Annotated in this window: 15 protein-coding genes; 10 read left to right on the forward strand and 5 right to left on the reverse strand. The window is 56.8% G+C overall.

Features of this window, described 5'->3' with window-relative positions; translation table 11 throughout:
* Positions 1-22 precede the first annotated feature (22 nt).
* Positions 23-388, reverse strand: coding sequence for a response regulator (locus GBC55_RS15435; protein WP_162438205.1), 366 nt, complete (start codon positions 386-388; stop codon positions 23-25).
* Positions 389-646: 258 nt separating this feature from the next.
* Between GBC55_RS15435 and GBC55_RS15440 the strand changes: the two genes are divergently transcribed.
* From GBC55_RS15440 to GBC55_RS15460, 5 genes are all read left to right on the forward strand, one after another.
* A complete protein-coding gene (locus GBC55_RS15440) occupies positions 647-4,138 on the forward strand; it encodes a response regulator (RefSeq protein ID WP_162438206.1) in 3,492 nt (1,163 codons plus the stop codon).
* The gene (locus tag GBC55_RS15445; RefSeq protein ID WP_162438207.1) at positions 4,138-4,968 is read left to right on the forward strand and encodes a protein-glutamate O-methyltransferase CheR; all 831 of its coding nucleotides are present in this window, start codon (positions 4,138-4,140) and stop codon (positions 4,966-4,968) included. Before GBC55_RS15440 ends, GBC55_RS15445 begins: the two co-directional genes overlap by 1 nt.
* A complete protein-coding gene (locus GBC55_RS15450; protein WP_162438208.1) occupies positions 4,965-5,558 on the forward strand; it encodes a chemotaxis protein CheB in 594 nt (197 codons plus the stop codon). Before GBC55_RS15445 ends, GBC55_RS15450 begins: the two co-directional genes overlap by 4 nt.
* Complete coding sequence (locus tag GBC55_RS15455; protein ID WP_162438209.1) at positions 5,552-6,733, forward strand: hybrid sensor histidine kinase/response regulator; 1,182 nt, start codon at positions 5,552-5,554, stop codon at positions 6,731-6,733. Before GBC55_RS15450 ends, GBC55_RS15455 begins: the two co-directional genes overlap by 7 nt.
* Positions 6,734-6,811: 78 nt before the next feature.
* On the forward strand, positions 6,812-7,189 hold the full coding sequence (locus tag GBC55_RS15460; RefSeq protein ID WP_162438210.1) for a response regulator: 378 nt from the start codon (positions 6,812-6,814) through the stop codon (positions 7,187-7,189).
* Between the two features lie 156 nt (positions 7,190-7,345).
* On the opposite strand, the gene GBC55_RS15465 is transcribed toward GBC55_RS15460, so the two are convergent.
* The 3 genes from GBC55_RS15465 to GBC55_RS15475 all read right to left on the reverse strand — a co-directional run bounded on the left by GBC55_RS15465 (position 7,346) and on the right by GBC55_RS15475 (position 11,764).
* Positions 7,346-9,016 (reverse strand): response regulator, encoded by a 1,671-nt coding sequence (locus tag GBC55_RS15465; protein WP_162438211.1) that lies wholly within the window; start codon positions 9,014-9,016, stop codon positions 7,346-7,348.
* Complete coding sequence (locus GBC55_RS15470; protein ID WP_162438212.1) at positions 9,013-10,515, reverse strand: ATPase domain-containing protein; 1,503 nt, start codon at positions 10,513-10,515, stop codon at positions 9,013-9,015. Before GBC55_RS15470 ends, GBC55_RS15465 begins: the two co-directional genes overlap by 4 nt.
* A 193-nt stretch (positions 10,516-10,708) precedes the next feature.
* Entirely contained in the window at positions 10,709-11,764 is a 1,056-nt protein-coding gene (locus GBC55_RS15475) for a tetratricopeptide repeat protein (protein WP_162438213.1), read from the reverse strand.
* A 302-nt stretch (positions 11,765-12,066) separates the two neighbouring features.
* Here GBC55_RS15475 and GBC55_RS15480 point away from each other — a divergent pair, with 302 nt between their 5' ends.
* The 5 genes from GBC55_RS15480 to GBC55_RS15500 all read left to right on the forward strand — a co-directional run bounded on the left by GBC55_RS15480 (position 12,067) and on the right by GBC55_RS15500 (position 19,805).
* Entirely contained in the window at positions 12,067-15,423 is a 3,357-nt protein-coding gene (locus GBC55_RS15480; RefSeq protein WP_162438214.1) for a hypothetical protein, read from the forward strand.
* The gene (locus GBC55_RS15485; RefSeq protein ID WP_162438215.1) at positions 15,420-16,370 is read left to right on the forward strand and encodes a hypothetical protein; all 951 of its coding nucleotides are present in this window, start codon (positions 15,420-15,422) and stop codon (positions 16,368-16,370) included. The genes GBC55_RS15480 and GBC55_RS15485 overlap by 4 nt, the downstream gene beginning before the upstream one ends.
* A 127-nt stretch (positions 16,371-16,497) precedes the next feature.
* Complete coding sequence (locus GBC55_RS15490) at positions 16,498-18,645, forward strand: FUSC family protein (RefSeq protein ID WP_162438216.1); 2,148 nt, start codon at positions 16,498-16,500, stop codon at positions 18,643-18,645.
* On the forward strand, positions 18,635-18,838 hold the full coding sequence (locus GBC55_RS15495) for a DUF1656 domain-containing protein (protein ID WP_162438217.1): 204 nt from the start codon (positions 18,635-18,637) through the stop codon (positions 18,836-18,838). Before GBC55_RS15490 ends, GBC55_RS15495 begins: the two co-directional genes overlap by 11 nt.
* A gap of 1 nt (position 18,839) precedes the next feature.
* Entirely contained in the window at positions 18,840-19,805 is a 966-nt protein-coding gene (locus tag GBC55_RS15500; RefSeq protein WP_162438218.1) for an HlyD family secretion protein, read from the forward strand.
* A gap of 251 nt (positions 19,806-20,056) precedes the next feature.
* On the opposite strand, the gene GBC55_RS15505 is transcribed toward GBC55_RS15500, so the two are convergent.
* Positions 20,057-20,454: TolC family protein (locus tag GBC55_RS15505; protein ID WP_247266924.1), on the reverse strand; the 398-nt coding region annotated here is incomplete at its 5' end.

Here is a 20,454-nt window from a genome sequence, read left to right on the forward strand (position 1 = left end):
CGCGGCGCTGGATATTGATGGTTTATTCGCTTGCGAGGATGCTTGTGACCTTGTCACGCAATTGATCAATCGAAAACGGTTTGCCTATTACCGACATCCCGGCCGGCACATCGATGCTCTCGGCATAACCGCTGGCAAACAGAATGGGTAATGTCGGGCGGACCATTCGCGCCTGGGTGGCCAATTCCCGACCGTCCATCACTGGCAGACCGACATCGGTCATCATCAAGTCAATGTGCTGATCTTCATCATTCAGAAATTCCAGCGCTTGCTCGCAGCCGTCCGCCTCAAGCACCTTGAACTCCAGTTCCTCCAGCACATCGACGATCAGCATGCGCACGATGTCATCGTCTTCTACTACGAGAATGATGGACGCGTTGGAGGACATAGTGGGTTCCCAAAGAATAAATGTACGGTGGCCGGGCGATCAAATTCGCCGGAGTCTTGCTTGAGTAATCGACGGGACCCGAGAAGTTCCCGTGGTGACAGAAAAAGAATAGACCCGCAAGCGCGGCAAGGATAACCGGTCCGTTGCGCGGTAGCAGCTGAATGTAGGATTTTGCGCAAAAACGTGTCAGAAAATTGGATCAAAGCAGCCGTTTTGGGGCAAACTCCGTGGTTTTCATTGGTTCGACAAGGCTGCCCCATGACCTCTGCGTCCTCGGTTGATGAGCAACGTTTCCGTAAACTTCTGAGCCGTAACGTCAGCCTGCCGCTGGGCGTAGGCCTGGTCAGTGCTGTGTTCTTCATTTCGCTGATCACTTATCTGCTGTCGACCATTCAATGGGTCGAGCACACGGACAGGGTGATCAATAACGCCAATGAAGCGGTAAAGCTGACCGTCGATCTGGAAACCGGCATGCGCGGCTATCTGCTCAGTGGAGACGAGAAATTCCTCGAACCCTACGAAACCGCCCGCCCCAGACTCAAAGTCGCGCTCGATACGCTGCTGGAGCTGACCGCCGACAACCCGGTTCAGACCGATCGCCTTCATCGCCTCGAAGCGTTGCAGGGCGAATGGGCTGACTATGCACAGTCAATGATTGACATGCAGCGTACCAGTGGCGACTACCGCGGTGCGGTCAAGGCCGGGCGTGGCAAGCGGCTGACGGATGAAATCCGCAAGCAGTTCGAAGACGTGATCGACATGGAGCAGCAGTTGCGCACCGCGCGCAATAACGAGGTGAGCCGCACCACGATCTGGAGCATCACCCTTTACCTGCTGTTCGTCGCGGCGATCAGCGGACTGTTGGCCTACATTGGCCGGCGGGATCTGCTCAACCTGTCGCAAAGCTACGGTGCCAATCTTGCCGCCCAAGAGGCCAGCGCCCAACGCCTGGAGCAGCAAGCCTGGTTGCGCAATGGCCAGACCGAACTGGCAGAGCAGGTCCTCGGACAGCTCAGCCTGAATCTGCTGGGACGCAATATCCTGCAATTCTGTGCGCAATACCTGGGCACGGCGGTGGCGGCTATTTATGTTCGCGAAGAACACGGGGGCCTGAAGCGCGTCGCGAGTTACGGCTTTTCCCGGGAGCAGGAAGCGCTTGATCAACATATTTACAGCGATGAAGGCATTGTCGGTCAGGTGGCGCAAACGGCCCGCCTGATTCGCCTCGACAGCGTCCCGAGCGACTATTTCAAAGTCAGCTCCGGCCTCGGCGAAGGCTTGCCCCACAGCGTGCTAGTGGTGCCGACCAGTGATGACGAACGAGTCAACGGCGTCATCGAATTGGGCTTCCTGCGCCCATTGAGCGACCGCGATGTCGAACTGCTCGAATTGATTGCCGGCAACATCGGCACTTCCATAGAAGCCGCACGTTATCGCCAGCGATTGCAGGAAGTGCTGGCCGAAACTCAACAGCTCAACGAAGAGCTGCAGGTCCAGCAGGAAGAGCTCAAGACTGCAAACGAAGAGCTTGAAGAGCAATCGCGAATTCTCAAGGAATCCCAGGCGCACCTGGAAACCCAGCAGGTCGAGCTCGAGCAGACCAACGAACAGCTCGCCGAGCAGGCACAGATCCTGTCGGATCAGCGCGACGCCATGGACCAGAAGAACACCGAGCTCAATCACGCCCAGACTCAGCTGGAAGAACGCGCCGATGAGTTGCAGCGTTCGAGCAAGTACAAATCCGAGTTCCTCGCCAACATGTCCCACGAACTGCGCACGCCGCTGAACAGCTCGTTGATCCTGGCCAAGTTGCTCGCGGAAAACCCTCAGGACAATCTCAGCGCCGAGCAGGTCAAGTTTGCCGAGTCAATCTATTCGGCGGGCAATGACTTGCTCAACCTGATCAACGACATCCTCGACATCTCCAAGGTCGAGGCCGGCAAGCTTGAAGTGCGGCCGGAGAACACCAGCGTCGCTCGCCTCGTGGACGGTTTGCGCGGGATGTTCCAGCCATTGGCAGCGGACAAGCATCTGGATTTCCAGATCGAGCTGCAGGCCGGGTCGCCGATGATGATCTACACCGACCGCCAGCGACTGGAACAGGTGATCAAGAACCTGTTGTCGAACGCAGTGAAGTTCACCGAGAAAGGCACTGTGACCCTGACGGTGGCGTCGCAGCCAAACGACGGCATCGCCTTTGTCGTGCGCGACTCCGGGATTGGCATTGCCGCCGATCAGCAGGAAAGCATTTTCGAAGCCTTCCGCCAGGCCGATGGCACCACCAATCGCCGTTACGGCGGAACTGGCCTGGGCTTGTCGATTTCTCGCGACCTGGCGGCATTGCTGGGTGGGTCGATCAGCGTCACCAGCGAACCAGGGCAGGGCAGTGTGTTCACCTTGGTACTGCCTCAGCAGTATGTCGAGCCGGGTGATGTACCGGTTGAACCGATGAGGTCTTCACCAGTAGCCGTCACACCGCAGGCCATTCCCGCTGCGTTAGTACCCCTGATAGCCCCGGTTGATATCCCGCGTTTCAACGATGATCGCACCAAGGCACCGTTCACCACGCGCTGCATTCTGGTGGTGGAAGATGAGCCGAATTTTGCGCACATTCTCTACGACCTGGCCCATGAGCTGGGTTACCAGTGCCTGGTCGCCCATGGAGCCGACGAAGGCTATGACCTGGCCAAAGAGTACCTTCCGGATGCCATTTTGCTGGACATGCGCCTGCCGGATCACTCCGGCCTGACGGTGTTGCAGCGCCTCAAGGAACACGCGGAAACCCGGCACATCCCGGTGCACGTGATCTCCGTCGAGGACAGGGTTGAAGCGGCCATGCACATGGGCGCTATCGGTTATGCGGTCAAGCCAACGACGCGCGAAGAGCTCAAGGATGTGTTTGCCCGTCTCGAAGCCAAGCTGACCCAGAAAGTCAAACGGGTGCTGCTGGTTGAAGACGACGATCTGCAACGGGACAGCATTGCTCGCTTGATCGGTGATGAAGACATCGAAATCACCGCCGTCGGTCTCGCCCAGGAAGCCCTCGATCTGCTGCGCACGACCATCTTCGACTGCATGATCATCGATCTGAAGCTGCCGGACATGCTCGGCAACGACCTGCTCAAGCGCATGTCCACCGAAGACATCTGCTCGTTCCCGCCGGTGATCGTCTACACCGGACGTAACCTGACCCGGGACGAAGAGGCCGAGCTGCGCAAGTACTCGCGTTCGATCATCATCAAGGGCGCGCGCTCTCCGGAGCGCCTGCTGGATGAGGTCACACTCTTTTTGCACAAAGTCGAATCGAAGTTGTCCCATGAACGCCAGCGAATGCTCAAGACCGCGCGCAGTCGTGACAAGGTCTTCGAGGGTCGCAAGGTGCTGCTGGTGGACGACGATGTGCGCAACATCTTCGCCCTCACCAGTGCGCTGGAGCAAAAGGGTGCAGTCGTGGTCATCGGCCGTAACGGTCGAGAGGCGATTGAAAAGTTGAATGAAGTCGAGGACATCGATCTGGTGTTGATGGACGTGATGATGCCGGAGATGGATGGTTTCGAAGCCACCATCGAGATCCGCAAAGACCCGCGCTGGCGCAAGCTGCCGATTATTGCGGTGACGGCCAAGGCCATGAAGGATGATCAGGAGCGCTGCTTGCAGGCCGGCTCCAACGACTACCTGGCCAAGCCCATCGATCTGGATCGCCTGTTCTCGCTGATTCGCGTGTGGTTACCGAAAATGGAACGCATTTAGTGGAACGCAATCATTCAGAGCGAAATAGCGAAATCGAACTGCGGTTGCTGATCGAGGCGATTTTCCTCAAGTACAGCTACGACTTTCGCGACTATTCCGGTGCTTCGATCAAGCGCCGGGTTCAACACGCGTTAGGCCAGTTCGAGTGCGCCACTATCTCGGCCCTGCAGGAAAAAGTCCTGCACGATCCGACGGCGTTCATGCAGTTGCTGCAATTGCTGACGATCCCGGTCAGCGAAATGTTCCGTGACCCGTCGCACTTCCTGGCCATTCGCCAGGAAGTGGTGCCGCTGCTTAAGACGTATCCCTCGATCAAGATCTGGATCGCCGGCTGCAGCACGGGCGAAGAAGTCTATTCAATGGCGATTCTGCTGCGCGAAGAGGGTTTGCTCGATCGCACCATCATCTACGCCACGGACATCAATCCGCGCTCGCTGGATAAAGCCAAGCAGGGGATTTTCTCGATGGAGAATGTCCGGGCGTACACGGCCAATTACCAGCAGGCCGGCGGCCAGCGCTCGTTCGCCGATTACTACACGGCGGCCTATGGCTATGCCATTTTCGACAAATCGCTGTGCGAGAACGTGACCTTCGCCGACCACAGCCTGGCGACCGACAGTGTGTTCTCGGAAACTCAATTAATTTCATGTCGTAACGTGTTGATCTATTTTAATAAAAAGCTTCAGGATCGCGCGTTCGGACTGTTCCACGAATCACTTTGCCACCGCGGCTTTCTGGTCCTCGGCAGCAAGGAAACACCGGAGTTTTCAGGCTTTGGCAGGCAGTTCGAACCCTTGGTCAAACAAGAACGGATTTACCGCAAATCATGAACGATGCCCTGCAGCTGCCTACAATTAAAGCCATCGTGATCGGCGCCTCGGCGGGCGGTGTGGAAGCGTTGCTGAACCTGCTGAGCCCGTTGCGCGAAGGTTTCGTGCTGCCGATCATCGTGGTGCTGCACCTGCCTGACGCACGTCGCAGCCAGCTGGCTGAAGTGTTCGACCGTCGGGTCTCGATGCGCGTGCTGGAAGCCGATGACAAAACGCCGATTGAAGCGGGCACGTTGTATTTCGCTTCTCCCGGTTATCACTTGTCGGTCGAGCAGGACCGCAGCTTTTCCCTGAGCCTGGAAGACCGCGTTCATCATTCGCGGCCCGCGATCGATTACCTGTTCGAGTCCGCCGCTGACGCCTATGGCGAAAACCTGGCTGCGGTATTGCTGACGGGCGCCAACCGCGATGGCGCGAATGGGCTGGCCAAGGTCAAGTACCTGGGCGGCCTGACCATTGTGCAGGACCCTGACGAGGCCCAGGTGGCGACCATGCCATTGGCTGCACTGGATGTGCACCAGCCGGATCACATTCTCCCCCTACGCGGCATCGGCCGTTTGCTTGTCGAGCTGGAACGAATCGCATGCTAAGTAATATCCAAGCCAAACTGCTGATCGTTGACGATCTGCCGGAGAACCTGTTGGCGCTCGAAGCGCTGATCAAGCGTGAAGACCGCATGGTCTACAAAGCCTTGTCCGCGGACGAAGCCTTGTCGCTTCTGCTGCAACACGAGTTCGCCATGGCCATCCTCGATGTGCAAATGCCGGGCATGAACGGCTTCGAGCTGGCCGAGCTGATGCGCGGCACCGAAAAAACCAAGAACATTCCGATTGTCTTCGTCAGTGCGGCGGGCCGTGAGCTGAACTATGCGTTCAAGGGCTACGAAAGCGGGGCCGTGGACTTCCTGCACAAGCCGCTGGACATCCATGCGGTCAAGAGCAAGGTCAATGTGTTTGTCGACCTGTATCGGCAGAGCAAGGCCATGAAACAGCAGGTCGAAGCCCTGGAGCAGAGCCGCCGGGAACAGGAGGCGCTGCTTGTTCAATTGCAGAGTACCCAGCGGGAACTGGAGCAGGCGGTGCGCATGCGCGATGACTTCATGTCCATCGTTGCCCACGAAGTACGCACACCGCTCAATGGCCTGATCCTTGAAACCCAGTTGCGCAAAATGCACCTGGCCCGGGATAACGCCGCTGCGTTTACCCTGGACAAGATGCACGCCATGGTCGACCGCGATGAGCGGCAGATCAAAAGCCTGATCCGCCTGATCGAGGACATGCTCGACGTTTCACGGATCCGTACTGGCAAGCTGTCGATCCGGCCGAGTCGATTTGACCTGGCGGCGCTGGTGCGTGGCCTGCTGCAAAATTTCGCCCCGCAGATCGACGCTGCTGAATCCTCGGTCACTCTGAACGCCGAAGAATCGGTCATCGGCCATTGGGATGAATTTCGCATCGAACAAGTGATCTCAAACTTGTTGACCAACGCGTTACGGTACGGCGCGAAGAGCCCGATCAGCGTGAAGGTGTACAGTGAGAACGGTCAGGCGCGGGTCGAAGTGCGGGATCAGGGGATCGGTATTGGTGAGGAAAACCAGAAGCGAATCTTCCAGCAGTTCGAGCGCGTCACGGCCAAACACGCCGTCGCCGGATTGGGCCTGGGATTGTTTATTTCCGAACAGATTGTGACTGCCCATGGCGGTACCATTACCGTCGAAAGCCGGATTGGCGAGGGCGCCCTGTTTCGCGTTTGTCTGCCGCTGTAGGAAAACAGCCAGATAAACGCAACCTCTGATCGACCCCACGGTCGTATCAGCAGCTATTGACCGAACAAAGGCTTCCCCATGAGTGAAGATGCGCAAGACGTAGTACTGGTCGTCGAGGATGACCCCTCGATTTTGATGGTGTTGTCCGCCTATCTGGCCGGCGAGGGCTACCGCGTGCTGCAGGCCGAAAATGGCGAGCAGGCGTTCGAGATCCTGGCGAGCAAACCGCACCTGGACATGATGATCACCGACTTCCGCCTGCCGGGCGGCATCTCTGGCGTGCAGATTGCTGAACCCGCGGTGAAGCTGCGACCGGAACTCAAGGTGATTTTCATCAGCGGTTATCCGCAGGAAATCCGCGAGACCGACAGTCCGATCACCCGCAAGGCGCCGATTCTGGGCAAACCGTTCGATCTGGATGTGTTGCAGGAATTGATGCAGGAAATGCTGTCTTGAAACACCGCGAACCCTGTTGAAATGCCGCAAAAAATCGCGGCATGCCCTGTAGGAGCTGCCGAAGGCGGCGATCTTTTGATCTTGCTTTTATAAAATCAAAAGATCGACGCCTTCGGCAGCTCCTACAGGGTCATCTCGGCTTATCGGCATAATGGGTCAGATCCGGATCATTTCCCGCACCTTCGCCGTCAACAGATCGAAGGTGAAGGGCTTGGTGATCATCTGCATGCCGGGGTCAAGAAATCCGCCGCGCACCGCAGCGTGCTCGGCGTAACCGGTGATGAACAGGACCTTGAGTTCCGGTCGGTATTGCCGACCTATTTCCGCCAGTTGTCGCCCATTCATACCCGGTAACCCGACATCGCTGATCATCAGGTCAATACGCTGTACCGAGTCCAGGATAGGCACCGCGCTGTTCGCATCACCCGCCTCGACAAACGCATACCCCAAGTCACTTAACACTGAACTGACCAGCGCCCGAACGGCAGGATCATCTTCAACGATCAGGATCGTTTCGCCGTTCTGGGCAAAGGGCGCGTAGGGCGTTTCTGCCGGCGAATCAAACGGCACATCGCCGCCGAATCGCGGAAGGAACAGGGTCACGGTCGTACCTTTGTCGACCTCGCTGTCGATCACCACATGCCCGCGTGATTGCTTGCTGAAGCCATAGATCATCGACAACCCGAGGCCAGTGCCCTGGCCAATGGGTTTGGTGGTGAAAAAGGGATCGAAAGCACGGTTGATGGTGCTTTGGGGCATGCCACAGCCCGTGTCCGTCACACTCAGCACCACGTAATCGCCGGGTTCGAGATTGCTATGGGCATCGGTAAATGATGCATCCAGATGCTGATTGGAGGTTTTCACCACCAGCTTGCCGCCATTGGGCATCGCGTCCCGGGCATTGATCACCAGATTGAGCAGGGCGCTTTCCAATTGATTGGGGTCGGCCTCGGCCACCCACAACCGATCGCTGAGCTGCATGTCCAGGTAGATGCTCTCGTCGATGCTGCGCTGGAGCAATTCGCCCATCGACACCACCAGGGTATTCATCTCGACCGGTTTTGAATCCAGGGACTGGCGTCGGGAAAACGCCAGCAGGCGGTGCGTCAGACCAGCGGCGCGGTTGGCCGAGGTCACACCCAGATCGATCAAACTGTCCAGATCATCCACACGGCCACGGGCCAAACGCCGGCGCAGCAGCTCCAGGCTGCCGATGATCCCGGTCAACATGTTGTTGAAGTCGTGGGCAATGCCCCCCGTGAGTTGTCCAACTGCTTCCATCTTCTGGGATTGGCGCAGCGCTTCTTCATTGTGCCGCAGCTCGGCGGTGCGTTCCTCAACCTGCTGTTCCAGGGTTTCGAGGGTGTTTTGCAGGCGCAATTCGCTTTGACTCAAATCGATCAAGCGGTCCCTGGCTTCATATTGTCGTCGCCGGCCGCGCAGTGCGGTAGTCACCAGGCTGATCAAGGTCACGGGGTGAAAAGGGCGCTCGAGAAAGGTGACGTTGCCCAGTTGCGGGCCGAATCTGGACGCCGGGTTTTGCTCGGGGCCACCGTGATAAGTCAGCAACACGATGGGCAAATCGGACCAGGCCGGCTGTTGTTCGATCAGCTCCAGCAACGGATCAAGATCGCCCCCCATTAAAGCCTCGGACGAAATCAGCAACAGGCCTGCGCCTTTTGCAATCTCGCTGCACATCGATGGCAGATCACGCGTGATGATGCCGTCGAAACCGGCTTCGTTGAGCATCATCAGAGCAATTTGGCTATCACGTCCCAGCGGCGCGAGGATGATCGCGCGCTCGGACATTGCTTCGCGGACCGTCAAGGGAGTTCATCCCCGAGCAGTGGTTTGCTCGCGCCCATGTAGGTCGGGACGCCGCGCAATACGCCCTGGAACGCGTCCAGTGGTTCGCCGATGGTCATGCCTTTTGCACTGATGCGGTATTCGCGAATGGTCGATTCATGGCTGCCGGTACGTTTTTTGATGATTGAGATGGCTCGGCGAACCTTGCCCAGTGCTTCGAAGTAACGCAGCAGAATCACGGTATCGGCCAGGTAGGTGATGTCCACCGGAGCCTGCATGTCACCGACTAGGCCATGCTGGGCGACCGTCATGAAGGTCGCGGCGCCTTGGCGATTGAGGTACAGCAGCAGTTCGTGCATGTGCAGCACCAGGGCGTTTTCTTCAGGCATCGCTGCCTGGTAGCCGTTGATGCTGTCGATGACGACCGTCTTGATTCCGCGTTCATCTACACAACGGCGAACCCGGTGCGAAAACTCGCCTGGCGAAAGTTCTGCGGCATCGACTTGCTCGATCAGCAGGTTGCCGGTGGCTTGCAGGGCTTGCAAATCGATGCCCATGTTTCTCATGCGCTCGAACAGCAGGCCGAGTTCTTCGTCGAAAATAAACAATGCAGCCTTTTCGCCCCTTGCCACAGCGGCTGCGGCGAAAATCATCGAGATCAGCGACTTGCCGGTACCGGCGGGGCCGAGGATCAATGTACTGGAGCCTGTTTCTATGCCACCACCGAGCAGGGCATCCAGCTCTTTAATGCCGCTGGTCAACTGCGTACGCACGTATTTGCCGCGATGTTCGGCAGCCACCAGCCGGGGAAACACGTGCACGCCGTCACCCATGATGGTGAAGTCGTGGAAGCCACCCCGGTATTTCTGACCGCGGTACTTCACTACGCGTATCCGCCGACGTTCCGCGCCGTAGTTGGGCGTCAATTCTTCAAGGCGAATAACGCCGTGAGCAACGCTGTGCACGGTTTTATCAAGGGATTCAGTGGTCAGGTCATCCAGCAACACCACCGTGGCGTCATAGCGCACGAAGTAATGTTTAATGGCGAGAATCTGACGGCGATAACGCAGGGAACTTTGGGCCAACAGACGGATTTCGGAGAGGCTGTCGAGCACGACCCGGGTTGGTTTTACCCGTTCGACCACTTCAAAAATCTGTTTGGTCGCTTCGCCTAACTCAAGGTCGGAGGAGTACAGCAGGCTCTGTTGATGTTCCGCGTTAAGCAGACTTTCCGGCGGGGTCAGTTCGAAGATATGGATATGCTCATCGAGCTCCCAACCATGGGACAGCGCACCCTGGCGCAATTCACGCTCGGTTTCCGAGAGCGTGATGTACAACGAGCGCTCGCCGGCTCGTGCGCCGGCCATCAAAAAATGCAACGCGACGGTGGTTTTACCGGTACCGGGTTCACCCTCCAGCAAAAACACGTGGCCGCGGGACAATCCGCCGGCCAGGATGTCATCCAGACCATCAATGCCAGTGGCGGCTTTTGCACTGAACAACTCGTTAGATGTAGACAAAAAATGCCCTCTCATGACTAGGGGAAGCGAGGCAGCAGGCCTGAAGTGCCTGAATGGACTGCCTGTTAACTTGACCTTTTGCCGTTGCGGCGGTTCCACACAATTTGTGTGCACACCGAATTGTAGGCGTCATGGGGCTGCGTAAATGGCTTATGCACGATCTCAGCAGGAGCAAAGCTTTATTGGCGATCGCTCAAAGCCCTTGCTGCAACGCCGGATCATCGGGATTCATCTGTTCAAGCTGTGCCGCAAGGATCTGCACATTCTGCAGTTGCCCGCTTTCCTTCCAATAGTTGATCAGCAGTACACGGGCCTTGCGATCAGCCGGGTGACGCTGGACGATCTCCTGCAGCTGCTTCTGCGCCGCCTCCAGCTCCTGCTCATCGTGGAGGGTGGTGGCGAGGTCGTAACGGTAATCCTTGTTGTCCGGCTCCAGCTCCACGGCCTTGGACAGGCCGAGCACGGCGTATTCGCTTTGCCCGTGATGCAGCAGCCACATCCCCAGGGCATGTTGCAGATACGCCGAGTCCGGCTGGGCTTTCAACTGCTTGGCCAGCAGAAGCCGGGCCGCATCGCTCTGTCCTTGCCTGTCCAGCACATCGATCTGCATCACCAGCGCCGGCAGGTTTCCCGGGGCCAGGCGCAAAGTGTTGTCCAATGCCGTTTGCGCCTCTTTCAGTTCGGCGTTGTGCACATGCAAACGGGCCAGCTGATACTGATTGTCTACGGTTTGGGGCTGGCTCTTCAGGTCTTGTTCCCAGGCATCGATGGCTTGCTCCAGTGGCCCGAAATACAACCCGAGGTCATCCGGCGAAAGCCCGAGCAACGCATTGACCGCGGCGTAACGCACGTTTTGTTCTTCATCGTCGAGCAACGGCCCTAGCAACAGGCTGCGCTGGCCATTGGGGACCAGGCCGCTGATGCTTTTGATCGCCGCGATGCGCACGTCGGGCGACTCATGCTGCAAGTCCGCATCCGCCAGCTTCAGTGCCACGGAACTGGGGTAGTTGGGCAACTCGGCATGCAGCCAGATACGGCGTTTTGGGGAAATATCAGGACGGGCCAATTGCTGATAGAGCACGCGCGCCGCACCGGGTTTTCCGGCGCGAGCCTGGTCCAGCGCTTCGCTGTAGCCGCGTTTGATCGCTTGTGGCACGACAGGGGTAGTGTTGCGCAGGAAAAACCAGGCAATCACGAGGGCGAACAGCACGCAGAGGCTGATGATCAGGTAGCGGCGAGACTGGGGCATGCAGAAATCCGTTGCTGGCAAGCGAGTGCAAAGTTGCCAGCTTCGGTCAGGCAGGGCCCTGAGTCAAACCCTGGCTCAGTTCAGCACATACTCCACCGGTTCGAGCGCTGGCGGCAGGTCGGTTTGCCGCTTTCGCAGCGGTTGCAGTGTAGAAGTATGGCGAGCGTCCAATCGCCAGGATTGACGGGGTCCTCAATGGTATCCATCGCTATCACTGTCGTTCAGCCAGGTAGTCAGTCGTCACAGCAATAATGGCGTTTTTTTGAAAGAGGTAAAAACAGCAGCATTTTAGGCTTGTTGAAATGAACCTGCCTGGACCGAACAATCTGATGCTTGCCCCTCGTAACACCACCACTGTCAGTGCTTCGCCACAGCTACCTTTCTCCAACCCCATTGGACGACTGCAAACCCGGCTCTCCAGTACGGTTTTGAACACCGAGAGTAGCCCTGAAACCCTGCGCCATCCCAGTAGCGACGTGATGGCAAGCTCCTCGCAAAAGAATGCTGCAATTCCCCAACCACAACTGGACTGCAGGTTTTATGCCTCCAATCCTGAGTTCGTTAATCAGGCGGATCTGGATGAGCAATGGACAGCACTCAAGGAGTACTTGACGAGTGCAACGTTGCAGGAACAGGAAATCTTCGAAGTCCTGCGCAGCGGCATTCTGCAAACGGACACAGGTAAGGCTATTAGCGGACTGTTTGAAAGCGCCTTCATTCGCTCGATCCGGTCTCGTGGAAGCTTGGGTGAATCAAGACAGAACACTATCGTCGATGCCCTCTGCCATCTGCCGCCCGGCCAGTGGCAAGCAGCGTTCGGGGAGCAGGCCAGGTTTACAAGTGAGCATCGTGCTGACGGTGTGACGACGTTTATTCAGTCCCGGCTGGACGCGTCAAGCGAAGAGCTGCGTCAGAAAATCGCAGGCAAACAGCGGTTATCCAACGCTCAATTGGACGTTATCGAGGAACTGACCTCGGAGCTCCGGCAGTACATTCGTGCAGACAATGAAGGGCTGTTTACGGCTTGGGATACGCTCAAGCAGGATTGTGAAATGCGATCCTCGCCGAAGGATGCACTCGAACATCTGGAGGCACTGATTGCAGAACTTCGCGATCCCCCCATTGACGGTCGCAAACGTTGGAATGATCACGTTATTCATAAGGTCGAAGCCGTCCGCGATCAGCTCAAGCCCGATTATCAGGGTGGCTTGGCCCGACCGGAGAAGGAACGAACGGTTGAATTGATATCGCTGAGGTTTTTCAACACCCCCAAACCTGTGCTAACGGGGCAAGCAGAGTTCTCATTGCTGAACGCCTTGCAGGGCTTTGAGCGTCACGCAAATTTTTACACGAACGTCACCACGACGGGGCCGCAAATTCCTGACGGCTTAATTGGCAAATTATTGTACGCCTGCAATGCACTGGATACGTTCGGGGCCTTGAGGTTGGACAGTGGACATATTTCAACCGCTGGGCCTGGCCCAAAACCAAGCGCAAATGCCTGGAAAAATGGTGAGTCGGATTTTTTCAGGTCACCGTTGACGCCAGACCCGGAACAGCCCCAAGCCGACGCCATGGATCCTTTGGCCGGGGTAGGCCAGTTCGCGGCACAAGTGGATGAATTGCTGAACCGGTTTTTCCGCAATGCTGTGCCTTGGGACAGCGCCCATGCCCAAGAGGAGGTGGAGCTGGAGACCATGCTTGAACCGTTTGGAGAGACGCCTTATCAGCCTACAACGACTGGTTTGCCTCCCGATACGTTCACACGCATTTCAGCGGATATGGAAGTTCTCAAGGAGCAGCTGGGTATTTGGCTCTCCCGGATGAGCTCCAGCTTGCTCGGCACGGGTGCCGCGGTGTTAAGTCGAACGGGCGATTTGATAGAGCAAAACCCAGGTAAAGCGGTGGGAATGTTTGCGGCCTACATGGCGGTCAGTAACTTTTATGCCAGCTGGTTTCTGCCTGAACTGGAGGAAGCGGTGGATCCTTTACGGGGGCTCGACATCCATACAGAACCAGCGCCTGACGAAGAAGCAGTGGCCCATGAATATGCCATAGAGGGCATTGAGGATTTATTCGAGATTTTTCCGGAATTTGCAGCTGAAGTAAAAAAATTGATCAGCAAGACTGATTACTCCAATCCCGTCGATGATCCGGAGTTGGTTGAAAAACTGGAGGCCCTTTCGCTACGACCCGTACCAGGTGACCCAAATGTGATCTATCGGGATTATCTTTACGAAATCATCGGACAGGCAAAGTTAGACGCTCATGAAGAGTTCGAGGCTGACGCGATCAGCAAGTCAGCGGTCGAGACTCCCGTCTACGCTGAGACCAAACTGTTTGTGGCAGACAAGGCGTCACACGCTATTGAAAAGCGCAGTTTGGATTTTGGCGGGGACATGCTCTTAAACTTAATACCGGGAGTCGCAGCAGCACGCCCGTTAGCACGTTTAATCATTCAGGCCGGGCAGCGCTCGTCAGATGCTGAGATCTCCATCGGGCCGGGTGAAGAAATTGCGCCTGGTTTCACGATAAGCCAGGCGGCCCGCACGTTTGTCGATGATTTTGTGGAGCTGCAAATATTATTGGATTCTTCATTGTTTATTCTATCGGAGGTGGAGAAATTAGTTTCCGAATCAGATATATCTGATCATCTAAAAAAAACAACAACCGCTACATCGACTTTCCGTGTTGAATATGTAACCCCGCTTCCAATAGGTAAACATGTCGATATTTTTCAGGCGCATATAAGGGATGAAAGATTTACCCTGGCGGGGTTGATGGCGGGGCAGCATGATAAAGCAAAAAAAGACCTTGAACGGATGACGGTTCATTGGCCCTCTGGATACACCCAGCATTTCAAGGACGCTGTAAAGAATATTAATCTTGCAGCAGAACACAATAAGCGTTTGGACAGAATGCTTTGGAAGCCACACACCTATAAGCTTTGGAAAGCTGCATTCGATGTTAATTTGAAAAAGCTGTTGACTGAATATCTCGAAAGCCCAGCGGCGTCCGAGGACGCAATAAAGATTATCAAGAGTTTTTTGAAGGGGGAAACCCGGGTCAGGCCTATTGCTATTAAAAATGGTGGGTTTAGTGATGAATTCCATGTGTCTGATGCTGTTTTTTTAACGAGTGAGGGTAAGAGGACGGAAGGGTTATTTGTTTTTCTGGGGGGGAACGCAACGGTTATCGAGAGCCCCGTTGAGCTATTTAGAGAAGGTGGAAAATCAATAGAGGAGTTCCCACAGTTGAGCAGTGAACTGTCGAAACGAATCCCCCTGAAAATCCTGCTGGGTCGCGACGAGGACGATTTTAAGTACAGTCAAGGACGATCTGTCTGGAGTCATGGTATAGATTATAAATGGCCATATGACCCCATCATTATTGGTCGTAAAGATGGTCCTAATCACTATGGCGAGCAATACGATGTTTTCAAAGTTCTATTCTATAGTGCGACTGTCAAAGCCCGGGAGAATATGGACACCAAGACATCCACGTGGGATGAGCGATTCGTTGACAAACTATTGGACGTGTTAGCAGATACATTAAGTATTGCGCAATTTTATCGGGTTTACCAGGGGCACCTACCGCAGGGCTTGCTTTCTTGTTGGGTGCGGGTGCTTCAGCAGTTAAATACACGCAAGGAGAATTGAATGATGACCCCTCGGAGGGCAATCGACTCAAAGCCGCGGCGATTAAGGGGCTTGTTACGCAAATCGCTGCTCCCTACATAGGCCAGGTTTTTGGGAGAGTGCCTAATCAAGCAGAGCTATTTCGAATTACTCTTAAAGTCTATCAACTATTAGAACTAACGAGCTCCTTGCCAAAAGAGATCACTGATTTCCTTCCCGCGTATGGCCATGACTCAACGCCGCTAGGGCCGGGCGCTAGACATATAGAAAAATGGATTGCCCCACGCGTCAGAAACCCTTTGCTTGTTCAGGAAAAATTGATCCGAAAGTTCACCAATAAGCGGGTTTCGGCTCGGCTTAAATCGTTGAGCAAGAAGGGGCCGGAAGCTGCACAACGTCTCATGGATCGCTCGCGCGTCCTGTATTTCAGCGGCCCGAAGGAGGGTTTTGTCTATCGCGGTTTCACGTTATGCGGGGACTTGAGATCTCCTCAGGAGGTGTTCGCTCAGGGTTTTAAAATGAATGCGCCGGTGAACAACATTCAGGACATCAACGGTATGAACGCCAACAGTGGAGTCGATTCCGGCTTGAAAGCGTCCGGATATTACGATAACAACGGTATGGGTGCTTTTCACCAGGGTGGAAAGTCAGGCGGGTACACCTATTTGATCGATGGCAGAGCGATGAATGGTTATGACGTCGCACGCAACAGGAACTGGCAGGCTGACTCCGGATCGCGCGCGGGTAATGACCCTTATCAAATAGTCTATGCACAAGATATTCCAGGTTCGATGATATTGGGCGCCTACGACAGCGCTGGTAAGTTCATACCCAATCAAAGCGCATTGAATCGTGCCATTGGAAAGAGCAGTCCCGGTTCCAGTGCAGACGAAATTCCATTTCCTTTAACGCCATTGGTTCACGCCAATAACGCCACTCAAACACCTCTAAAACCTCAGGCATATTAAATGTAGTCAATGCAGCGACGGATATCCTTTACCGGGTAATCCGTCGCGTGTAGCAGGCGGTTAGGGCGGGTGCACAAACACATCCCGTCCGTCCACGCAGTGACTACGCTTGCTGGGAGATGACTCAATGAGCGTTCCCATGCAAGCGTTGCTTCTGTACTTCAAGGCGATCCTCAATCCCGGCCCCAGCGTGTTTTTGTTTGCCCTGAGAACCGTCGCCGCCGGGTTGCTGACGTTGTACCTGGCCTTCCTGTTCGATCTGGACCAGCCCAAGTGGTCAATCATGGCCGTGGTCATCGTCAGTCAGCCGCTCGGCGGCATGGCGCTGGCACGCAGTTTCGGTCAGGTCATTGGCACCACCTTGGGTGCCATCGTCGCGGTGGTGATCATGGCGATATTTCCCCAGGCGCCACTGCCTTTCATTCTGACCCTTGCCCTGTGGCTGGCCCTGTGCACGGCCGGCGGCACCCTGTTGCGCTATACCAGTTCCCAAGCGTTTGTGCTCAGCGGCTACACCGCGGTCGTGGTGGCTTTGCTGGCGGTGCCGGATCAGGACGGTACGTTCCTGCTGGCGGTGACACGCGTGACGGAAACACTGTTGGCGGTGGCCTGTGTGTGCGTGGTCAGCCTGCTGACGGCGCGACCGGAAACGGTGGCCAGGGATTACTTCACTCGCATCAACCAAGTGATCAAGCTGCTGGCGACCCACGCTGCGGCGGTCATTCGCACGGAAGAAAGTGAAGAAGAATTCCATCGGCGGCAAATGCAGCTACTGGGCGAAATCAGCGCCCTCGAAGGCGTGCGTCGGCACTTGTATTTCGACGCGCCACGGCTGCGCAGTGCCAATGGACTGGTGCAGTTACTGGGTAATCAACTGGTGCTGTTGACCTCACGGCTGACGGCGTTGCGGCATCAGCGCCAGTTGCTGACTGAGCGACTGGAGGGAGAGTTGACCGAAGAGATCCAACTGATTCGTGCTGAGGAATTGCGTTTTCTCGATGAGCTGGCGCAGGAGGGGCGTTCGCTATCGACTGAGTCCCGCCACCACTTCACGGTGCTGCAGCAACGGTTCGATGATCTGGCCTACAGGGCTGAGCAGTTGACCGAAACGATGCCGGCCACCGTGCGCTCGCTGGCGTGGGCGCTGCGCTGGGAGCAGGCGCGGTTGCTGGAACAGTTGGGGCAGATTCTGGAACTGAGTGACGCGATTCAGGAAGAACGGCAAGCCAGTTCGGTATTTCGCGGCCAGGACAATCCCCTGCACCTGGATTTCACCCTGGCGGCGATGAACGCCACCCGGGCCTTTACGGCGTTGGTAGTGGCCGGTCTGATCTGGATCGAGACCGGTTGGGACGGGGCGCGGGGCGGGATGATTCTGGTCGGTATCTTGTGTTCGCTGATGGCAACCTTCCCGCGACCGTTGCTGGCTGCGCAAAGTTACGCCAGGGGCCTGGGCCTGGCGTTGGTGGTATCGGCAATCTACCTGTTCATGCTGGTACCCATGATCAGCAACTTCGAGCTGTTGGCCTTGTTGTTGGCACCGTTGCTGTATGCCGTGGCCGTTGGGCTGGCCAGCCCGGCCACTACGGGAACGGGTATTGGCCTTGGGCTGTCGACGTTTTTGATGGTGGGCCCGCAAAACGTCGGGATCGGCCAGAATTCTGCGATCCAGTGGTTCGAATTTGCCGGTGCGTACATCTGTGCGACGACACTGGCGCTCAGCGTCTATGCGCTGATTTTTCCGTTCAGGCCCGCTCTGCGGATTCGCCGTCTGTACCACGAAAACCGCGAGCAGGTGTACGCCTTGCTGAAAACCCCGGCCACCGATGAGCAACAGTTTGCCTTCGAAAGCCGTATGGTCGATCGGTTGACCATGATGCTGGGTTTGCTGCCTGCGGTTACCGACAAACAGTCCCGAACATTGTTCGAATTCAGTCTGGGGTGCATGGCAGTGGGCGTGGCGTTGAACCAGCTCAGGCAACAAGCCCTGCGCAACACCTTATTGAGTGCCGATGTGCAGCACCGCTTGCTGGCGACCGTTCAGGACACCGGGCGTTTGCTCGCGGGTCGGCCTGGCCTTGCGCTTGATCCGGTGCTCAGCGCCTTGCGTCATCTGGGCGATCATTTGGATACCTTGCACGCTGGCGTCCATGAACACCTCTGGACGGTGTTTCGCATGCGCGTGGCGTTGCTGATCGTCGTGTCGTTCCTGGAACGACACAGGGAACACTTTCAACCTGTCGACCCGGAAGGAGTAGCCGACTTTGCCCATTGATCTGGAAATAGGGGGCGTCTACTTACCGCCCATTGCGCAGGCCCTGTTGCTGGCCTTGCCGATTTTTTTGGTCGTGGACTGGATGCTGCGGCGCATCGGTGTACTGCGTTTCGTCTGGCACGAAGCCCTGTTCGAAGGCGCGCTCTACGCCTGCGTCTGCGCGACGCTGATTCTGCTGATGGGAGCCTGGTGACTTGAAAAAACTACTTCCCCGATTGACGACCGTCGCAATTGTATTCCTGGCCTTCGTGCTGGGCTGGTTCGCCTGGGAGCACTACACGCGCGCGCCGTGGACTCGAGACGCGCGGGTGCGGGCCGATGTGGTGACCTTGTCTGCCGATGTGTCCGGGCGCATCGTCAGCCTTGTCGTTCAGGACAACCAGCACGTCGAAAAGGGCCAGGTTTTGCTGGAGATCGACCCGGCGCGTTACACCCTGGCGGTCGAACATGCCCGGCGCGCGGTGGAGGTGTCCAAGGCAACGCTCGGTCAGTCCGAAGCGACGATTGTGTCCAGTGAAGCGTTGCTCAGACAGCGCGAAAGCGAAGAGCGCCGGCGGCGTACGCTCAAACAGGGGTTCGCGATCTCGGGCGAAGAGTGGGAGAAAGCCAGTACCGAGGTGGCTGTCGCCAAGGCCGAGTTACTGCGCAATCAGGCCAATCTGGGTTTGGCCCAGGCCAATGTGCAGTTGGCCATTGCGGCGCTGACTCAGGCCGAACTGGACTTGCAACGCACCCGAGTGGTGTCCCCGGTCACTGGCTATGTCACCAATCTGCTGACCCGTGAGGGCGACTACGCGACGGCGGGTGGAGCGCTGCTGGCGCTGGTCGACAGCGATTCGTTTTATGTGAGCGGCTACTTCGAGGAAACCAAGCTGCCGCGCATCGAGGAGGGCGATCGCGTGCGGATCGAGTTGATGAGTGGCGAGAGGTTCGGTGGCACGGTGCAAAGCATCGCCTTTGCCATCGCCGACCGGGAAAACCTGCCGGGCGGCCGTTTACTGGCGAATATCAATCCCAGTTACACCTGGGTGAAACTGGCGCAACGGGTGCCGGTGCGGATCCGGATCGACGCGGATTACGCCGCGAAACACCGCTTGCGTGCCGGGACCACGGCCACCGTAACCGTCATGGAAACCCGAGACTCTCAAAATCAACACTAACCCCTGTAGGAGTGAGCCTGCTCGCGATGGCGTCATACCTGTCGACGTCATCGTTGCCTGACACACCGCCATCGCGAGCAGGCTCACTCCTACAGGGGATGTACGTCCGGCGCAGATTTTTTTCACCGCTGATCAAAGGTGGGATTGTGGTGAATTCAATAATCGTGCAGACAAAAAAAGCCCCGCGACCGAATGAGACGCGGGGCTAAAAAATGGTCGGTTGCGACCAACCAAAGGGGCCTTTGAAACGGTTACTTCGAGGCGACTGTTTCCGGTGCCCAGCCGCCGCCCAGGGCTTTGTAGATGGCGACGATGCCCCGGTACAAATCGACTTCGGCCTGAGCCTGGGTGTCTTCTGCGGCCAGTCGTTCACGTTGGGCGTCGAGCAGGACGAGGAAGTCCGCCGTGCCTTCGCGGTAGCGAATCTGCGCCAGGTCGGCCGCCGCGCGGCTCGATTCACTTTGACGAATCAGCGAAATCAGGCGTTGTTGGCGTTTGCCGTAGTCGCTGAAGGCATTTTCGGATTCTTCCAGTGCCAGCAGCACTTGCTGCTCGTAGGTCGCCAGGGCGCCTTCGGCATCCGCATCGGCACCGCGTAAACGGGCGCGCACGCTGCCCAGGTCGAACGCCGCCCACGTGATGCTCGGGC

The sequence above is a fragment of the Pseudomonas sp. TNT3 genome (assembly GCF_010095445.2).
In the GTDB taxonomy this organism is placed as follows: domain Bacteria; phylum Pseudomonadota; class Gammaproteobacteria; order Pseudomonadales; family Pseudomonadaceae; genus Aquipseudomonas.